Below are 17,428 nucleotides of genomic sequence, written 5' to 3' on the forward strand. Positions count from 1 at the left end.
GGATGGAGTGGTGCCCGGAGGCGGATTCGAACCACCGACACGCGGATTTTCAATCCGCTGCTCTACCAACTGAGCTATCCGGGCATCGAGGCTTTCTGAAGCCTTCCGGTCCCTGACCGGCGGGGCCAGCGCCCCGGAGCGAGCGGGGTTATAGCATCTTGTTCGGCCATGTCCAGCGGCGGCGGAGACTTTTTTCGCCTGCTTCGCCGATATGGGAATCGGACAGAAAAGGCGGCCCTTTCTAAACGTCGACGGGGTCCGCCTTGCTCTGGTCTTCCGCCACGGGAATGGCATAGGAGCCGTTCAGCCAGCGCGACAGGTCAAGCGTACGGCACCGTTCAGAGCAGAAGGGATAGTTCTCACGAGCGGACGGCTTGCCGCATTCGGGACAGGGCCTTGCCTTGCGAAGCGGCTCGACCTTGCCCCCGGCCTTGATCGGTTGCGCCATGCTCAACCCTCCGGCCAGGCCGCCTGCACGTCGAAACCCTCCCCGGACAGAAGCGAGAGCGTTTCGTAGAGCGGCAGTCCGACCACATTGGTGTAGGAGCCGACGATCTTCTGCACGAAGCTGCCGGCTATTCCCTGGATTGCGTAGGCGCCGGCCTTGCCGCGCCACTGGCCGGAGGCGATGTAGTTGTCGATCTCACGCGGGGACAGGCGCTTGAAACGCACCTTCGTCTGCACGACCTTCTGCCGGAACTGTCCGCCGGGCGTTACGAGGCAGATGCCCGTATAGACCCAATGGCCCCGCCCGGAGAGCAGGTGGAGCGCAGAGGAGGCTTCGTCGGTATATTCCGTCTTCTCAAGGATCCGCCGGCCCACTGCCACCACAGTATCGGCCGAGAGGATGTAGCTGTGGCGCCAGGCCAGATCGCCCTTCAAGGCAGCCCAGGCGGCTTCCGCCTTCTCACCGGAAAGCCGGCGCGCCAGCGAGCGCGGGTGTTCGGACTTCTTCGGCGTCTCGTCGATGTCCATCGGCATCAGGCGCGCGGGCCGGATGCCTGCCTGGTTGAGCAGGTCCAGGCGACGCGGCGAGCCGGAGGCCAGGATGAGGTTCTGTTCTGACGCCATGGGCCTGCCGTTCTGCCGCTTGGGATTACTTGAAGCGGTAGGTGATGCGGCCCTTGGTCAGGTCGTAGGGGGTCATTTCCACCAGGACCTTATCGCCGGCGAGGACACGGATGCGGTTCTTGCGCATGCGGCCAGCGGTATGGGCAATGATCTCGTGTTCGTTTTCCAGCTTCACGCGGAACGTCGCGTTCGGCAGCAATTCGGTCACGACGCCCGGAAACTCAAGGACTTCTTCTTTAGCCATCTACGGATTTTCTTCCTGTCTGTTGATTTCGTGGGCAAGCTCCGCCTGCCCGTAAATTTTGCGCGGAAACTACACAATCATGCCCGCTTTGTGAACTCGCATAATTCCGTTTCTCCTTCCCGCTCATCCGCCCGCCTGCGGGCGCCTGGAAAGGCTGGAGAACCGCTCCTCGATCCTCTTCCAGAGATGATCCCTCACCGCCCGGTAGGCATCGAGGCGCTGCTCGCGCGAGCCGGTCGCCGCAGTCGGGTCCATCGTCGGCCAGTAGATGACCTCCACCGCATTCGACCGCGTCAGTTCCAGCGCCGCATGATGGGCCTCGGGTGTCAGCGTGATGATGACATCGAAATAATCGTCTTCCAGATCGTCGAGCGTGCGCGGCTGATGCCGCGGAATGGAAAGGCCGATCTCGTCCAGGACGACATCGATGAAGGGATCGCGTTCGCCGGACCGCACGCCGGCCGATCGGACATAGATATCGGAAGGCAGCAGCCGTCTTGCAATGGCCTCGGCCATGGGGGAGCGGATTGCATTCCAGCCGCACATGAAGAGGATCGCGCCCGGCCTTTCCATCCTGCCGATCGCATCCGAGACGCCGCCCATCGTTGTCATCCACGCCAATAGAGCACGCAGACGAGCGTGAACAGGCGCCTCGCCGTATCGAAATCGACCCTGACCTTCCCGTTCAGCCGGTCCATCAGGGTCTGCGATCCCTCGTTGTGGATGCCGCGCCGGCCCATGTCGATGGATTCGATGCGGCTGGGGGTCGCCGAGCGGATCGCTTCGTAGTAGCTCTCGCAGATCATGAAGTAGTCCTTGATGATCCGCCGGAACGGCGTCAGCGAGAGGATGTGTCTCGCGACATCCTCGCCGATTTCGGTGGTGATGGTGAAGACCAGCTTTGAATCCACGAGCGAAAGCTTCAGGTGATAGGGGCCGCCCGTATGCCCCACCGGTTCGAAGGCGTTTTCCTCCACGAGGTCGAAGATGGCAACGGCCCGCTCATGCTCGACATCCGGCGTGGAGCGCCCGATGGATTCGTCCAGGACGATATCGGAAAGCCGGAAATCGCCCTTCGCCATGCTCAACTCCCGCGATTGAGCCGGATCGAGATCGAGCGCGCATGGGCATCGAGCCCTTCGGAATTGGCAAGCGCGATCGCCGCGGGCGCGAGCGCAGCGAGCTGATCCGGACCCAGCCGCAGGATGGAGGTGCGTTTCACGTAGTCGAGCACCGAGAGGCCGGAGGAGAAGCGGGCCGAGCGTGCCGTCGGCAGCACGTGGTTCGAGCCGCCCACATAATCGCCGATCACCTCCGGCGTGTGACGCCCCACGAAGATCGCGCCGGCATTGCGGATCCGGTTCATCAAGGCATCGGGATCGGCAACCGCCAGTTCCAGATGCTCCGCGGCGATCCGGTCGGCCAGCGGAACCGCCGAGACAAGGTCGTCCACCAGAATGACCGCACCAAAATCCGCCCAGCTTCGCGCCGCCGTTTCGGAGCGGGACAACCGCTTCAACTGGCGCTCGACCGCCTGTTCGACGGCCTCGCCGAACGCCCGGTCATCGGTGATCAGGATGGACTGCGCGCCAACGTCGTGTTCCGCCTGGGCCAGCAGATCGGCCGCGATCCAGTCCGGATCGTTCTGGCTGTCGGCGATGACGAGAACTTCCGAGGGGCCGGCGATCATGTCGATCCCGACCTGGCCGAAGACGTGGCGCTTCGCAGCAGCGACATAGGCGTTACCGGGCCCGACGATCTTGGCGACCGGCGCGATCGTTTCGGTGCCGTAGGCGAGAGCGGCAACGGCCTGAGCACCCCCGACCCGGTAGATTTCGGAAACGCCGGCGATGCGGGCAGCAGCCAGGACCGCAGGGTTGATCGCGCCGCCGCTGGCCGGCACGACCATCACCACCCGCGGCACACCGGCCACCTTCGCCGGCAGCGCGTTCATGAGAACGGAGCTCGGATAGCTGGCTGTGCCGCCGGGAACGTAGAGGCCGACTGCCTCGATGGCGGTCCAGCGGGAGCCGAGGCCGACGCCGAGCGCATCCTCGTAGAGGTCGTCCTTCGGCATCTGCCGGGCATGGTGCTTTTCGATGCGCTCCGCCGCGAACTTCAAGGCATCGACAACTGCGGGATCCGTCGCGGCCATCGCGGCGTCCATATCCGCATCGCCGACCCGCAGGCCCACACTCGCCAGGTCAATGCCATCGTAGCGGGCCGAGTAGTCGAACAACGCTGCGTCCCCGCGTCGCCGCACGTCATCGATGATGGCGCGGACGACCGTGTTGACGTCGTCGGATACTTCGCGCTTCGTCGACAGGAAGGCGGTAAACCGCTGTTCGAAATCTTCGGATGCCTGATCCAGCCAGGTTGCCACTTTCTCCAGTCCCCTCAAAAATTCCTGCGCAGGTTCCTCAATCCGCCGGATGCGCTGGCAGGCGCTCGGTTGCCCAGGCGCCGCCCGTATCCAGCATCTGCACCTCGATGCATTCCACGTCCAGGCTGATCGCGCCGCCACCGGAGAGCGTCAGTTCGACCGTGCCGTCCGGCCCGTCGCCCTGCTGCTCGAAACGGATTGCCAGCATGCAGTAAACCCCTTCCGGATCCTGGCGATTTACCCCCAGGGACCGCACGGCCTCCACGCGCTTGAACGAGATCACCGAGCGACGCCGCTCGTACCCCTTCTTGCCGCGATCGGCTTCTTCCCAGACGAACCGGTTGACCACTGCGGTGAACTGGCGGTGACGCGCGTCGTAGCTCAGTTCCCCCACCCTGAAGACGCTGTCCTGCATATGGGCGGAGATGATCCCCAGATCATCCTGATCGAGAGCGAGAAGCTTGAGATCGGCCATGATTCCATTCCATCCACGGCGCCGTCGGCGCGATATTCATCCTCAGCTGGAGATAGGATGACGCGCCACGCCATGCAACGCCAGCGTAACCTTAGTCGCTGACGCGCTCGACCTCCGCTCCGCAGCGCGTGAGCTTTTCCTCGAGCCGCTCGAAACCGCGGTCGAGATGGTAGACGCGGTTGACCATGGTCTCGCCTTCCGCCGCCAGGCCGGCGATGACCAGCGAGACGGAGGCCCGGAGATCCGTTGCCATGACCGGGGCGCCCCGCAGCCGATCGACCCCCTCGATCCGGGCCATCTGCCCGGAGAGCGATATGCGCGCTCCGAGACGGGCCAGTTCCTGGACATGCATGAAGCGGTTCTCGAAGATCGTCTCGGTGATATGCGACACGCCGGAGGAGCGCGTCATCAGGGCCATGAACTGCGCCTGCAGGTCGGTCGGGAAGCCCGGAAAGGGTTCGGTGACCACATCGACCGGCTGGATGCCGTTGCCGTTGCGCACGACCCTCAGCCCGCTCCCGGTCTCGGTGATCTCGGCGCCGGCCATCCGCAGCGAGTCGAGCGCGTTGTCGAGCAGTTCGGCGCGAGTGCCCTCGAGCGTGACGTCGCCACCGGTCATGGCCACGGCCATGGCATAGGTACCCGTTTCGATCCGGTCCGGCAGGACGCGGTGACGGGCCCCATGCAGCGAGGATACGCCCTCCACCGTGATCGTGCTCGTTCCCGCGCCGGAGATCCTGGCACCCATGGCGGTCAGGCAGGCGGCGAGATCTGCGACTTCGGGTTCGCGGGCCGCATTCTCGATGACGGTCGTGCCGTTTGCAAGCGTCGCCGCCATCATCAGGACGTGGGTGGCGCCGACCGAGACCTTGGGGAAGGTGTAATGCCCGCCCACGAGCCCGCCGGCGGGAGCCGTTGCATTCACATAGCCACCGTCGATCTCGATCTCGGCACCCAAGGCCTGCAGGCCCTCCAGGAAGAGGTCGACCGGCCGCGTGCCGATGGCGCAGCCGCCCGGCAGCGAGACGCGTGCCGTGCCCGCCCGCGCGAGAAGCGGACCGATGACCCAGAAGCTGGCCCGCATCTTGGAAACGAGCTCATAGGGAGCGGTCGTGTCGACGATCGTCCTGCAGGTGAACTGGATGGTGCGGGAATAGCTCTCCGTCTGGCTTTCGCGCCGGCCGTTCACCATCACATCGACACCGTGATTGCCGAGGATGCGCAGGAGCTGCTCCACGTCGGCGAGATGCGGGACGTTTTCCAGCGTGAGCGTATCGCTGGTGAGCAGCGACGCGATCATCAGCGGAAGCGCCGCATTCTTCGCCCCCGAGATCGGAATGACGCCGTTGAGCTTGTTGCCGCCGCGAATTCTGATGCGATCCATGAGGTCCAACGGGAGCGGGTCCCGCCCTTTTTCTTGTGCAAGCGCGAAAGATGGCGTCCTTACCGGAAAAGCCGGAGGGCTTCAAATGGTTTGGGCGTGCCGTTGCGCGGCATGTGTCAGGGTGATTCGTCTTTTTTTGCGGCGGGCAGCCCGTCTGCCTCGTCTGCGGCCCCGGAACGCCGCGCCCGCGTCTGCGCCTTGCGGCGCAGCAGGTTCTCCCGAAGCTTGGCCGCCGCGCGGGCCTGCCGCTGCTCCTCCCGGATTTCGGCCTCCCGCTTCCGTCCGCCCGAGGCCCTCGCCTCGCCGGATCCGTATTCGCTCTCGTCTTCCGCCATCCGGGTCCCGATCAAAATCGCTCCGACTTCGAGAGGCCTTTTATCCCATCTCGCGGGGCAACCGCAATTTGCGTCTTGCGCTCCCTCCGAAGCTATGGCAATAGGCCCTCGCCCGACGACGTCCAAAGGGACGGCCCCAGACCGGGCCTAAGCTGCTATAGCTCAGGGGTAGAGCACTCCCTTGGTAAGGGAGAGGCCGAGAGTTCAAATCTCTCTAGCAGCACCATCTTTCCCCACTTATTCCATTGAAGTCCTTGCTCCGGGGCTTTCGTACATTCTTCCGTTGCAAACTTAGCTGCAAACGGGAGGATTGGCTCGTCAGCCAGGCTATCTGCTCAACCGAAACGGACGATACTTCGCATGCCTGGTCGTCCCAAGCTCGCTTCGCCCATTCCTGGACAACAAGACAGAGCTGCGCGAGGCGATTGGGCCCGATCGACGAGTCGCTCTATCTTGAGAGCCGGCATCGCGGGAAAGCTCACGACGCTGCCCTGGAAGAGCTCACGGGGCCCAGATCGAGAGATACCGATCCTTGGGGAATACCACCGCCGCCTACGGAACCGAGGTATGGCGGGTTGTTGCTCGGGCGATGTGCGTGTCCGAACTGGAAGCTCTGGCTCGCCTCGTTGAACGAGACGAAGGCGACTACTCCGTGGACCTAAACATCCTCTTCTGACGAACGCCAAGCCGTTAGAGGAGGAACCGCCTTCGGCAGTCCTGAATTGGGCAGTAGCGACGACATCTTGCCGCAAAACCCGGCCAATGGCACCACGATCAAGGTCGCAGCGCAGCGGCCTGCCCCGATACCCCCCGCATCCCGCCGCCGCTGGCGCGCCTACCGGCGTTGCCGTCGCCTCTCGATTCGCTCGGCTGCTTCCTGCGGCGGCCGGCGCGTTGACGCGACGATGGCCGTCAGTGTTCGCCGGGGGCTGCGGCATCCCGTTCCCAGTACCAGGCGACATATTTCCGCCGGTGGCCGTAACCCTGCGTCTTGAGGAAGGCGCGGATCGACCGGATGTCTTCCTTCTCGCACGCGACCCACAGGAAGGCTCCGTCATCGGCTGCGCCGATCGCGTCCTTGACCGCCCCCGCAAGGATGCCGCTTGCGCCGGCCGGGTAGCTGATGCGGTGCAGCCACTGCACCTCGATCGATCCTTCGGTCGGCAGGGGCTGTTCTTCCGCCTCATCCTCGACTTCAATGATGGCCTTCAGCCGCGTGCCTGCGGGTACCTCGGCGGCGATCCGGGCAATCGCAGGCAGTGCCGATTCGTCACCGGCCAGCAGGATGCTGCCGGCCTCCGGCAGGTCGCCTCCACCCGGACCGATCAGCGCAACCCTGTCTCCCGGCTGCGCATCGCGGGCGAAGTCTGCGCCCGGCGTCAGGACGCCCGGAGCCGGATGCTGCAGGAAGTCGATCCAGAGCTCGCCCCGCTCCTCATCCACGGCGCGGATCGTATAGACGCGCACCATGATCTCGTCCTCCCCCTTGGGCCATGCGATGCGGCCATCCTCACCGAGACCCGGCCAGACCGGCGGCCTGCCCCGCGGCGGAACGAGCAGCCGGACATGCATGTTGCCGCCGATGAACGGCTTCACGTCAGCGCAGGCGAATTTGACCCGCCGCATACGGGGCGTGACGTCCTCCGCCGAAACGACGGTGACTTCGTGCATGTTGGGCAGGCGCGCCACCGGTGCCGGATCGGACCACGACAGCTCGAACGGCTCTTCGCCGGCGAAGTAGAAAAGGTGCTCGGCAATCATGTTGCGCGTCAGTTGAAGCGCGTCTTGCGACGGGCAAGCGAGTTCGATCGTCAGCCGGTTGTCGGTCAGGCGGATGTCGGCAATGCCGATCTCGCTCCTGAGCACCACCGCGTCGGCGCTTCGTTCCACCTCGGAATGCTCGACGAAATGCTCGCAGACCTCGTCGAGCATGGCAGGAGCGTTGGCCGGAAGCGCGACGCCGGAGAGCTTGAAATTCTGCATTGCGTTCATGATGTCACTCCTGAAAACGGCTGACTGAAGAGGCGGCATTGGCTTGATCGTGGACTGCCGGACCGTCCATCCGGTGTCGGCCGATCGGCAGCATGATCGGTCTGCCCGAGGTGGGATCGGCGATGATGCGGCTTTCGAGGCCGAAGACCTGCCTTACGGTTTCCTCCGTGAGGATCTCCTCAGGCCGTCCCGCCACATGCAGGCGGCCCCCCACCATGGCGATGAGATTGTCGGCATAGCGCGCGGCAAGGTTCAGATCGTGGAGGACCATGACGATGGTCGTGGCCTGCCGCTGGTTGAGGTCCATGAGGAGATCGAGCACCTCCACCTGATGGCTGATGTCGAGGAAGGTCGTCGGCTCGTCCAGCAGCAGGATCTGCGTCTGCTGCGCCAGCGCCATGGCGATCCAGACGCGCTGGCGCTGCCCTCCCGAAAGCTCGTCCACCGGCCGGTCGGCAAGCTCCACCGTCCGGGTCGCCGCCAGCGCGTCGGCCACGGCCTCCTCGTCCTTGCGGGTCCAGCCGGAAAACGCACCCTGGTGCGGATGCCGGCCCCGTCCAACCAGATCGGCCACGGTGATGCCCTCGGGCGCGACGGGCGACTGGGGCAGGAGCCCCATGATCCGGGCCAGTTCGCGCGAGCGCATCCGGTGGATCGACTTGCCGTCGAGGAGAACATGACCCTGGCGAGGCGCGATCAGCCGCGACATGGCGCGCAACAGCGTGGACTTGCCGCAGGCATTGGCCCCGACGATGACCGTGATCTTTCCCGCGGGTACGGTCAGGTCGAGACCGCTCAGCACGACGGAATCGCCGTATCCCGCCGAAAGAGCATCGACCGTGAGAGAGTGGGCGCTCAAAGCGAACCTCCGGAGCGGTTGAGACGGACGATCAGGAAGATGAGGTACGGCGCACCGAGCGCGCCGGTGACGACGCCCACGGGATAGCGGGCGGGCAGGAGGAACTGGCCGACGTAATCTCCCATGAGCACCAGTATTGCCCCGACGAGCGCGGAGGGAAGAAGCAAGGAGCCGCTGTTCCCGGCGATCCTCGCCGCGATGGGCCCCGACAGGAATGCGACGAAGGCGATCGGCCCGGTGACCGCCGTTGCCGTGGCAATGATCCCGACGGCCGCGATGATGATGATCGCCCGTGCCCGGCCGACCGGTACGCCAAGCGCCGCCGCCATGTCGTCGCCCATGCGCAACGCCTCGAGGTCCCGCGTCCGCGTCAGCAGAAGGCCGCCGAAACAGGCCAGGACGACCGCCAGCGGGAGCGACTGGGAAAGCTGGGCGCTGTTGAGGCTGCCGGTCAGCCAGCGCATGGCTTCCTGGAGCGTCCAGGCCGGGGCGACGGACAGAATATAGGCGATGCAGCTTTCGAGCATTGCCGAGACGCCGATGCCGATCAGGATGAAGCGCGTCCCCACGACCCCGTGCCGGAAGGACAATGCATAGACCGCAACCGCGGCGCCGAGGCCGGCAAGGACCGAGACCACCGAAACGACCGGACCGCTGAGCGAGAGGACGACGATGCAGAAGACGGCGGCCGCGCTCGCGCCCCAGCTGATGCCGATGATGTCGGGGCTGGCGAGCGGGTTGCGCAGCATCACCTGGAAGGCCACCCCGCCCAGGCCGAAACTCAGCCCGGCAAGGAGGCCGAGGAGTGCCCGCGGCAGGCGCAACTGCCAGAGGGTGAAGCTCACGCCGGGAACGTCCTCACCCCCCAGGACCCGCAGGAGGTCGCCCGGCGGCGTGAAGGACTGGCCGAGGGAGAGCGTCAGCAGGAACAGGAACACCAGAAGGGCCAAGAGCAGGCCGACCACCAGCCGGTGCCGACGCATGCGGCGGCGGCGGCTCCCGGCGACGATGGCCATGGCGGTGGACGAGACCATCACAGCTCCCGAACCCTTTGCCGCCTGACGATCCAGATGAAGAAGGGTGCCCCCACCAGCGCGGTGACGATCCCGACATCCAGTTCCGACGGCCTGACGACGATGCGACCCACCACATCCGCGGCCATGAGAAGACAGGCGCCGCCGAGGGCGGAGAACGGCAGAAGCCAGCGGTGGTCGACTCCGGCCAGCAGGCGGCAGAGATGGGGGACCACGAGCCCGACAAAGGCGATCGGCCCGCAAACCGCGGTGGTCGCCCCGCAGAGAAGGACCGCGCCGAAGGCGGCGGTTCCTCGGGCGAGAGCGACGCGCTCTCCCAACCCGGCGGCAAGCTCGTCACCGAGCGCCAGGGAGTTCAGCTTGCGGGCGGAGAACAGGCTGACGGCAAAGCCCATCAGGAGAAAGGGCAAGACCGGCCAGAGCCGGTCGAAGGTTGCTCCACCGACCCCGCCGACCTGCCAGGAGCGGATGCCGCCGGCGATATCCCCGCGCGGCAGGACCACGGCAATGACAAGGGAGGAGAAGGCGACGGAGGTGGCGGCGCCCGCAAGCGCCAGCTTCAGCGGGGTGGGACCGCCGCGGCCGAGCGAGCCGATCACATAGACGAAGACTGCCGCGCTCCCCGCGCCGAAGATCGCAACCCCAATATAGGCATAGGCGGATGCGATATCGAACCAGGCGACGCCGATCACCACGGCCAGCGAGGCGCCCATGTTGACACCAAGGATGCCGGGATCAGCCAGCGGGTTGCGGGTCACGCCCTGCATCACCGCTCCGGCCAGACCGAGAGCCGCACCGGCCAGCAGAGCCAGGAGCGTCCGGGGAATGCGCACCGCGACGGCCGCCTCCTCGATGCTCTCGACCCGGCCGCCGAGTGCCGAAAGGACATCGCTCCAGACCACCTGCCGCGTGCCGACCGCCACCGACGTCGCACACAAGCCCGCAAGCAGGACGATCGTCGCCAGCAGCCACAGGCGGCGGCTGCGGTTCGATCTGACGGCCCACGTGCTCAGGGCCGGCGACTGTCGGCCGATCCGGATCATTCCGTCCTTCTGGCAGCTTCCGCCAGCAACGCCACGTAATCCTTCAGGACCCAGGAGATCGACAGCGGCGTCGGGTTTGCGGCGGTTCCGAGCGGATCGCGGCCCAGCAGCACCATGGAATCGTGGGCCACCGCAGGTATGCGGGCTAGCAGCGGGTTCGCAGTCAGCGCGTCGCGCAATTCGCGGCCGCCATAGGTGACGAGGATGTCGACGTCATCGAAGGCATCGACCCGCTCGGCGCTGATGGAGCCTGCGAAGCGCCCGGCAACAGAGGCCTCCACGACGCTTTCCGGTGACTTCAGCCCGAGATCCTGGAAGAACCTCACCCGCGTGTCCTGCGTCGTGTAGAAGTTGACGATGCTGAGATCCGTCGCATCCAGATGGGTCACGAACATCGCGGATTTACCCTGGAGTTCCGGATAACCGCCGACCACCTCGGCGATCTCCTTATCGATTCGCGCAATCAGCGCCTCGCCCTCTGCAGCCATTCCGAGCCCGGCGCTGTTGAGGCGGATCATGTCCCGCCAGTCGGTCGACCAGGGCGCTTGCGGATAGGCAACGACCGGCGCGATCTGGCTCAGGGTGTCATAGTCGGCCCGGCTTAGACCGGAATAGGCAGCGAGAATGACATCGGGCTGCGCCGCGGCGACCGCCTCGAAATCGATGCCATCCCCCTCGTCGAAGAGCGAAGGAGGCTCTGCACCGAGCTCCGCCAGCTTCTCCTCGACCCAGGGGAGAATTCCGTCATTGTCGTCATCGCCGAAATTGGCGGCGGCAAAGCCGACGGGCACGATGCCAAGCGCCAGGGGCACCTCGTGATTGGCCCAGGCAACGGTTGCGACACGTTCCGGCTTCCTCTCGATGGTCGTCGTTCCGAATGCATGCGTGATGGTGATCGGATAGGCTGTCTCCCCGGCGGCCCATCCGTTCGCGATGAGCGCCGACCATACGGCGACAAACAGCGCGCAAAAGCGAATGTACCGGAACATTGGGACGATCCTCCGTCACGTTTTAAGTGGAGTTTCCGTTTCAGGTTCATCCGGCGACGTCAAGCGAGATACCCACTTCTTGGCGCAGGATGATGAAGTTTCCGGAGAATCCTACAAATCCGGAGGAATTTACAATACTGGATGAATATGCTCAAGTTAATGACATGCCGGGCGCGGGCTCATGTCCTGCTGCGCGTGTTCGAGGGGAACCCGCATTCAGGCACGGCGGAAGCTGCGTCCGCCCTCCGGTCGGCATGCCGACCTCCAGCAACAGTCAGTTCCGGATTTTATCACCATGAAGATCGATAGACGCGGCGGCAATCCTAGGGGGATCGGCACCAGGGGATGGCAGGCGCTCCTGCTGAGCTGCACGGCATTGGCCGCCATTTCCGCCACATCAGCCGTGGCGCAGGATGCGCAGACATCCGCCTCCGATACGCAACTCGAAACGATCGTCATCGAGGGTGGCGGAAACGGTGCCGGCGATGCGCGAACGATTGTAGCGACTGAAACGACGGCCGTCGGCAGGATGCCGACCGACATCCTTGTCGCGCCCGCCTCTGTGTCTGTTATCACCTCCAAGGAAATCAAGGAACGTGGTGCACAAAGTATCGAGCAGGTCGTGCAATATACCGCAGGGGTCAATACCGACTACTATGGCTCCGACGACCGTTATGACTACTTCAAAATCCGCGGCTTTGCTCCCTTTACCTACCGCGACGGCCTAGCCATCGGCCGGAGCTGGGGTGGAATTCTCGAAGAGCCCTACGGCTACGAGCGTGTTGAGGTGCTGAAAGGTGCCAACTCCACGGGCTTCGGCGTATCCGACCCCGGAGGCTCGGTAAACTATGTAACAAAGCTACCGAAGACCGAGCGCTTCGGCGAGGTCTACGGTACGATTGGCTCATCTGCGCACAAGGAAACAGGCTTCGACTTCGGCGACAACATCACCGCAGATGATACGCTGTCCTATCGCCTCACCGGGAAGTTCCAGCGCTCGGATGCCGAATATGATTATTCGCAGGATGACGAGAACTTCATCATGGCGAGCATTACGTGGCGCCCTACCGATTTGACAAGCCTTTCCTTCGTGTTCGATCATCTGGACCGCGACGGCACACCCAGCGGCGGGGGACATCCCCGGTTCAGTGATTTTGATAGAGGTGAGTTTTTCGGAGAACCGGGCTACAACTATGATGAGACGAACAGGAACACTTACAGTGTCTTGTTCGACCATGATTTCGGAAACGGCCTCACCTTCAATTCAAACGCGCGCTATAGCAAGTCGAGGAACCGGTTCGGCTACGCCTATGTCTATGATGCATTGGGAATCAATGATCCGGCGGATACGATGGTTGACCGCGTCTTCTTCGGCGGCGACGGCAAGGACGAGCATTTTGTCGTCGACGCGCATCTGCTTTATGAAGCAAATTTCGACCAGGTGGAAAGCCGAACGCTTTTTGGAACCGACTATAAAAAGGTTGATTCAGAGACCAACAGCTATGGCTTGTATCCCGCAAGCTGGTATTCGCCCGTCCCGCCGATAACGGCACCCCCCATCGATTGGCTGAACCCGGTATTTTCGGGGTTGCCCGTCACAATTCCTACTACGGCGAGCAGAACTAACGACCAGACGGCAAAGGCAATTTATTTCCAGCAAGATCTTGTTTTCTCTGACAGGTTGACTGCAAGCGTGGGACTTCGCAACGACTGGCTCGACCTCGACGAAACCGACCTCCGCGCAGGCACGACAAAGGCAGGCGAATATAGCGAACTGAGCAAGCGTCTTGGGCTAAGCTACAAGATCACCGACGAGTTCGCGGTATATACAAGTTATGCCGAGTCCGTTGCTCCCCCGAGCACAGGTATCGAGCCTACGACGGGCACACAGTACGAAGTCGGTATCAAATACCGACCGGATGCGTTCCCAGCTTTGATCACTGCTTCCGTCTATGACTTGACGATGGAGAATATCTCCACTCGTGAAGCACCGGCGTATCTCGAGTCGACCGTCGATAAAGTTCGGCACCGCGGCTTTGACGTGGAGGCAAAGATGGAGGTCACGAACAACATCAACTTGATTGCCGGTTACTCCTACATCGACTCAGAGATTGATGAACCCGGCAACGCGAAGGGGCTGGACGGGAATAGATTTGCCCAAGTTCCGGAACATATGGCCTCTGTCTGGGGTACTTATACATGGGAAGGAAACAGGAGCCGCGGTGATATGACCTTTGGTCTTGGCGCCCGGTACACGGGATCTTATTATACCAACAACCTTAACACGCTGAAGGCGGACAGCGCCATCGTCTTCGATGCTGCCTACACTTATCAGCTTCGAGAAAACACGACGTTCCAGCTGAACGTCAGCAACCTGTTCGATGAGAAGCACATCGCCAACGACGACGGAGGCGCTTGGTACTACAACCCCGGCCGCGCCATCTACGCGACGCTGCGCCAGACCTGGTAAACCGTCCCGAACTCACCCGGAGCGCTCCGGGTGAGTTCTGCCAATTTCAACAGGACTGCTGCATCCTCCGCCAGGCAGCCGGCGTTGCGCCGGCCGTCTGGCGGAACGCCTTGGTCAGGTGCGCCTGATCCGAAAAACCCAACTGCGCCGCGATATCGGCAACCGTCAGGTCGGTCTCCGACAGCATTTTCTGCGCAAGCTCGATCCGGCGGGAAAGCTGCCACTGCAGCGGCGTCTTGCCCGTCGTCTGCTTGAAGACGTTAGCGAACCAGCTTTCCGAGAGCCCGACCGTCTCGGCCATCTCGGCCACGCTCAGCCGGCCGTCGCGGCGGGCATCGAGGCGGGAAATAAGCTTGTTCATCTGGGCCTGCGTGAGCCGGCCATTGGCCGCGTCACCGGTTTCATGAGGAATGTCGAGAAGGGCGGTGGCGATGCTGCCGACGAGGCTTTCGGCATAGACCGCATGTTTCGAAGGGGTGGCCACCTCGTCGGCCAGCAGCACGGCGAGACTCTCGATCGGGCCGACCTCCTGGATCTCGACCGGCCTACGCAGGATCGAGCGGGCCGCCGAACCGCCGACCGAAGGAGAGAGAAGCCGCAGCAGCCGGTCCTGGTGCAGATGCAGGTCCAGATGCGAGAAGCGGTGCGGGGTGTTGAACCTCGTCCACAGCGGCACGCCCGCCGGCACATAGACGGCCCGCGTCATCGGCCGGTCGTGCCGGCCGAGGCCTTCCTCACGGTTGGCCATGCGGATATGGAGCGAGACGTCGTTGAAGAAGATCACGAAGCGAGGGTCCGGCGACAGGTAGTATCCCCGCGCGCCCGATTGCCCCTCCGCATCCCAATACACGCTCATCGAACCGTCGAGGCCGCGCCACTTCGCCGGCACCAGCGGGCGGATACCCTCCGTGTAGCAGGTCATGGAGTGAAGGTAGGTCAAGGCCGACCGCCTGCTACTGGAGAATAGGCGGGGCGCTCGCGTATCGAAATCATGGACTGGATCTCATCGCACAGGTGACGCTCGGGGTGCCGACCTGCCAGGCGCGGCACCATCCGCCTGAACATGACCGGTTTGATCGAGTTAAATCTATGCGGAGAAAAGAAATGGTGCAACGTGCCATGCCACGAGCCCCCAGCGGGCCGAAGTCACGGCGGGACACGCCGCCTTGCGAGGGAAGAGTTTGCCTCCCTTGCAGAGGCGGTTCAATCCGTTTCGATCGCCATCAATCCAGAAGTTCGCGAAGCCGGATGGCGAGTTCCTTGGCGGTATAAGGCTTCTTCAGCCAGCTTCCCGAGGCGGCCAGTTCGCGCCCGGCAATTTCCGGCTCGGCATAGCCCGAGGTGAAGAGGACCTTGATCTCCGGCCGCTCGGCACGAACGATGTCCGCCAGTTCGTCGCCCGTCATGCCGCCCGGCATCACCACGTCGGTAAACAGAAGTGCGATATCCGGATGCTCCTTCAACCGCTCCAGGGCAACGGTGCCGTTTTCCGCCTCGATGACCTGATAGCCGAGATCGGTGAGACGCGAGATGGTGACGCGGCGAACGCGCGCGTCGTCCTCGACCGCCAGTATCTTCTCCGAACCGCCGGGAAGGGCCTTCTTGACGACGGCGGGCGCCGCGGCGGGCATGTCCGCAGCATATTGCACCGCAGGAAGGAAGATCCTGACGCTCGTCCCCTGCCCTTCCTCGCTGTAGATCTGGATATGGCCACCGGATTGCTTGGCAAAACCATAGACCATGCTCAGTCCCAGCCCGGTTCCGGACCCCACACCCTTTGTGGTGAAGAAGGGTTCGAAGGCACGCTGCTTCACCTCCGCCGACATGCCCGAGCCGTTGTCCGTGACGCTGACGAGCACATAGTCTCCCGTGCGCACCTGCGGGTACATCTGGGCGTAGTCGACATCGAGCTTTACGCGCGAGATCTCGATGGAGAGCCGGCCTCCGCGCGGCATGGCATCCCGTGCATTGAGGGTGAGGTTGAGGATCGCGTTCTGAAGCTGCGAGCCATCGACCAGCGCCTCGTTGCTGGCCCCGGTGATGACCGTGCGCAGTTCGATGGTCTCGCCGACCGTACGCCGCAGGAGCTCCGAAAAGCCGGAAATCAGCTGCCCGACATCGACGATCTTCGGGTTCAGCGGCTGCTTGCGCCCGAAGGCCAGCAACTGGCCGGTAAGCTTGGCGCCGTCTTCGGCGGCTCCCTGTGCTTCGTGCAGCATCGTCAGCAGCTTCTCGTCCTCCAGCCGGCTCTCGATCATCTCGAGATTGCCGCTGATGACCGTCAGAAGATTGTTGAAGTCGTGGGCGAGGCCGCCGGTCAGTTGGCCGATCGCCTCCATCTTCTGCGCCTGCCGCAGTTCCTCCTCGATCTTGTGGCGGCTGGTGAGGTCGCGCACGAAGCCGGTGAAGATGCGCTTGCCGTTCACCCTGGTCTCCCCGACCGCCAGCTCCATCGGAAACTGGGTGCCGTCCTTGCGCTGGCCGGTCACCACGCGGCCGTAGCCGATGATCCTGCGTTCGCCGGTCGTGACATAGCGGTCGAGATAGCCGTCGTGCCGCTCCCGGTCCGGGGACGGCATCAGGATCTTGACGTTGCGCCCGCGGACCTCGTCGGCCGAATATCCGAACAGCCGTTCGGCCGCTGCGCTGAAGGAGCTTATGATGCCGGCTTCGTCGATGACGATCATCGAATCAGGCACGGTATCGAGGATCGAGCGCAGATGCGCCTCTCGCTCGGCCAGATTGTTCTCTGCGACCTTCATGCTCGTCACATCGTTGTTGGTTTGAATGATGACCGGCTCCGGTTCGTCGGCAACCCGCAGGGCAACCCAGCGCGTCGCGACGAAGACCGTCTCGCCGCTGCGGCGATGATGAACGACCTCTCCCTCCCAGAAGCCGGAGGCGAGGACCTGCCGGCAAATCTCCTCGCGCGCCAACGGAAACCGCGTCCCGAGCAACCGATGCAGCGGCTGCCCGAGGGCTTCTTGCCGCGTCCAGCCGTAAAGGGTCTCGCAGCCGGTGGTCCAGCGGAGCACGGTGCCATCGAGGCGGTGCACCACCGCGTTGGCGTGGTTCAACAGCCGGAGCGCTGCATCGAGATCCTCCCGACTTGCTTCGCCAAGTGCAGTTGCTTCACCCATTCCTGTGCC

At 63.8% G+C, this 17,428-nt stretch carries 17 protein-coding genes and 2 tRNA genes; 2 read left to right on the forward strand and 17 right to left on the reverse strand.

Translation table 11 applies throughout. The annotated features are described in order from the left end of the window. Positions 1–8: 8 nt before the first annotated feature. The 10 genes from RTCK_RS07490 to RTCK_RS07535 all read right to left on the reverse strand — a co-directional run bounded on the left by RTCK_RS07490 (position 9) and on the right by RTCK_RS07535 (position 5,907). Positions 9–84: transfer RNA gene (locus RTCK_RS07490), tRNA-Phe, on the reverse strand. Between the two features lie 157 nt (positions 85–241). Beyond that, on the reverse strand, positions 242–448 hold the full coding sequence (gene yacG / locus RTCK_RS07495) for a DNA gyrase inhibitor YacG (RefSeq protein WP_142592340.1): 207 nt from the start codon (positions 446–448) through the stop codon (positions 242–244). Between the two features lie 2 nt (positions 449–450). Next, positions 451–1,071 (reverse strand): Maf-like protein, encoded by a 621-nt coding sequence (locus tag RTCK_RS07500; RefSeq protein WP_142592341.1) that lies wholly within the window; start codon positions 1,069–1,071, stop codon positions 451–453. 25 nt (positions 1,072–1,096) lie between these two features. Beyond that, entirely contained in the window at positions 1,097–1,315 is a 219-nt protein-coding gene (gene infA, locus RTCK_RS07505; protein ID WP_004435948.1) for a translation initiation factor IF-1, read from the reverse strand. Positions 1,316–1,438: 123 nt separating this feature from the next. Continuing rightward, positions 1,439–1,918 (reverse strand): arsenate-mycothiol transferase ArsC, encoded by a 480-nt coding sequence (locus tag RTCK_RS07510; protein ID WP_142592342.1) that lies wholly within the window; start codon positions 1,916–1,918, stop codon positions 1,439–1,441. A gap of 5 nt (positions 1,919–1,923) precedes the next feature. Then, on the reverse strand, positions 1,924–2,397 hold the full coding sequence (locus RTCK_RS07515; protein ID WP_142592343.1) for a UPF0262 family protein: 474 nt from the start codon (positions 2,395–2,397) through the stop codon (positions 1,924–1,926). Between the two features lie 2 nt (positions 2,398–2,399). Continuing rightward, positions 2,400–3,698, reverse strand: coding sequence for a histidinol dehydrogenase (hisD, locus tag RTCK_RS07520; RefSeq protein ID WP_142592344.1), 1,299 nt, complete (start codon positions 3,696–3,698; stop codon positions 2,400–2,402). A 37-nt stretch (positions 3,699–3,735) separates the two neighbouring features. Next, positions 3,736–4,173, reverse strand: coding sequence for a DUF2948 family protein (locus RTCK_RS07525; RefSeq protein WP_142592345.1), 438 nt, complete (start codon positions 4,171–4,173; stop codon positions 3,736–3,738). A 91-nt stretch (positions 4,174–4,264) separates the two neighbouring features. Then, on the reverse strand, positions 4,265–5,557 hold the full coding sequence (gene murA / locus RTCK_RS07530; protein ID WP_142521859.1) for a UDP-N-acetylglucosamine 1-carboxyvinyltransferase: 1,293 nt from the start codon (positions 5,555–5,557) through the stop codon (positions 4,265–4,267). 116 nt (positions 5,558–5,673) lie between these two features. After that, on the reverse strand, positions 5,674–5,907 hold the full coding sequence (locus RTCK_RS07535; protein WP_408004511.1) for a hypothetical protein: 234 nt from the start codon (positions 5,905–5,907) through the stop codon (positions 5,674–5,676). 136 nt (positions 5,908–6,043) lie between these two features. Here RTCK_RS07535 and RTCK_RS07540 point away from each other — a divergent pair. Next, positions 6,044–6,118, forward strand: a tRNA-Thr gene (locus RTCK_RS07540). Positions 6,119–6,804: 686 nt separating this feature from the next. Here the strand turns inward: RTCK_RS07540 and RTCK_RS07545 are convergent. From RTCK_RS07545 to RTCK_RS07565, 5 genes are read right to left on the reverse strand one after another with little or no spacing between them, the layout of a single operon-like run. Continuing rightward, positions 6,805–7,884, reverse strand: a complete 1,080-nt coding sequence (locus tag RTCK_RS07545; RefSeq protein WP_142592346.1) for a DUF2218 domain-containing protein — start codon at positions 7,882–7,884, stop codon at positions 6,805–6,807. Positions 7,885–7,888: 4 nt separating this feature from the next. After that, entirely contained in the window at positions 7,889–8,743 is an 855-nt protein-coding gene (locus tag RTCK_RS07550; protein WP_142592347.1) for an ABC transporter ATP-binding protein, read from the reverse strand. After that, positions 8,740–9,777 carry a FecCD family ABC transporter permease gene (locus RTCK_RS07555; protein ID WP_142592348.1) on the reverse strand — a complete coding sequence of 346 codons (1,038 nt, stop codon included), beginning with the start codon at positions 9,775–9,777 and terminating at the stop codon, positions 8,740–8,742. The genes RTCK_RS07550 and RTCK_RS07555 overlap by 4 nt, the downstream gene beginning before the upstream one ends. After that, on the reverse strand, positions 9,777–10,820 hold the full coding sequence (locus RTCK_RS07560; RefSeq protein WP_142592349.1) for a FecCD family ABC transporter permease: 1,044 nt from the start codon (positions 10,818–10,820) through the stop codon (positions 9,777–9,779). The genes RTCK_RS07555 and RTCK_RS07560 overlap by 1 nt, the downstream gene beginning before the upstream one ends. Then, on the reverse strand, positions 10,817–11,809 hold the full coding sequence (locus tag RTCK_RS07565) for an iron-siderophore ABC transporter substrate-binding protein (protein WP_142592350.1): 993 nt from the start codon (positions 11,807–11,809) through the stop codon (positions 10,817–10,819). The genes RTCK_RS07560 and RTCK_RS07565 overlap by 4 nt, the downstream gene beginning before the upstream one ends. Positions 11,810–12,104: 295 nt before the next feature. Here RTCK_RS07565 and RTCK_RS07570 point away from each other — a divergent pair, with 295 nt between their 5' ends. Then, entirely contained in the window at positions 12,105–14,279 is a 2,175-nt protein-coding gene (locus RTCK_RS07570; RefSeq protein WP_142592351.1) for a TonB-dependent siderophore receptor, read from the forward strand. Positions 14,280–14,325: 46 nt separating this feature from the next. On the opposite strand, the gene RTCK_RS07575 is transcribed toward RTCK_RS07570, so the two are convergent. Continuing rightward, entirely contained in the window at positions 14,326–15,219 is an 894-nt protein-coding gene (locus RTCK_RS07575; RefSeq protein ID WP_142592352.1) for a helix-turn-helix domain-containing protein, read from the reverse strand. Positions 15,220–15,502: 283 nt separating this feature from the next. Further along, positions 15,503–17,419: a hybrid sensor histidine kinase/response regulator gene (locus RTCK_RS07580; RefSeq protein ID WP_142592353.1), complete on the reverse strand. Its 1,917-nt coding sequence runs from the start codon at positions 17,417–17,419 to the stop codon at positions 15,503–15,505. Positions 17,420–17,428: the final 9 nt, after the last annotated feature.

This window comes from Pseudorhizobium endolithicum (assembly GCF_902153245.2).
Classification (GTDB): domain Bacteria; phylum Pseudomonadota; class Alphaproteobacteria; order Rhizobiales; family Rhizobiaceae; genus Neorhizobium; species Neorhizobium endolithicum.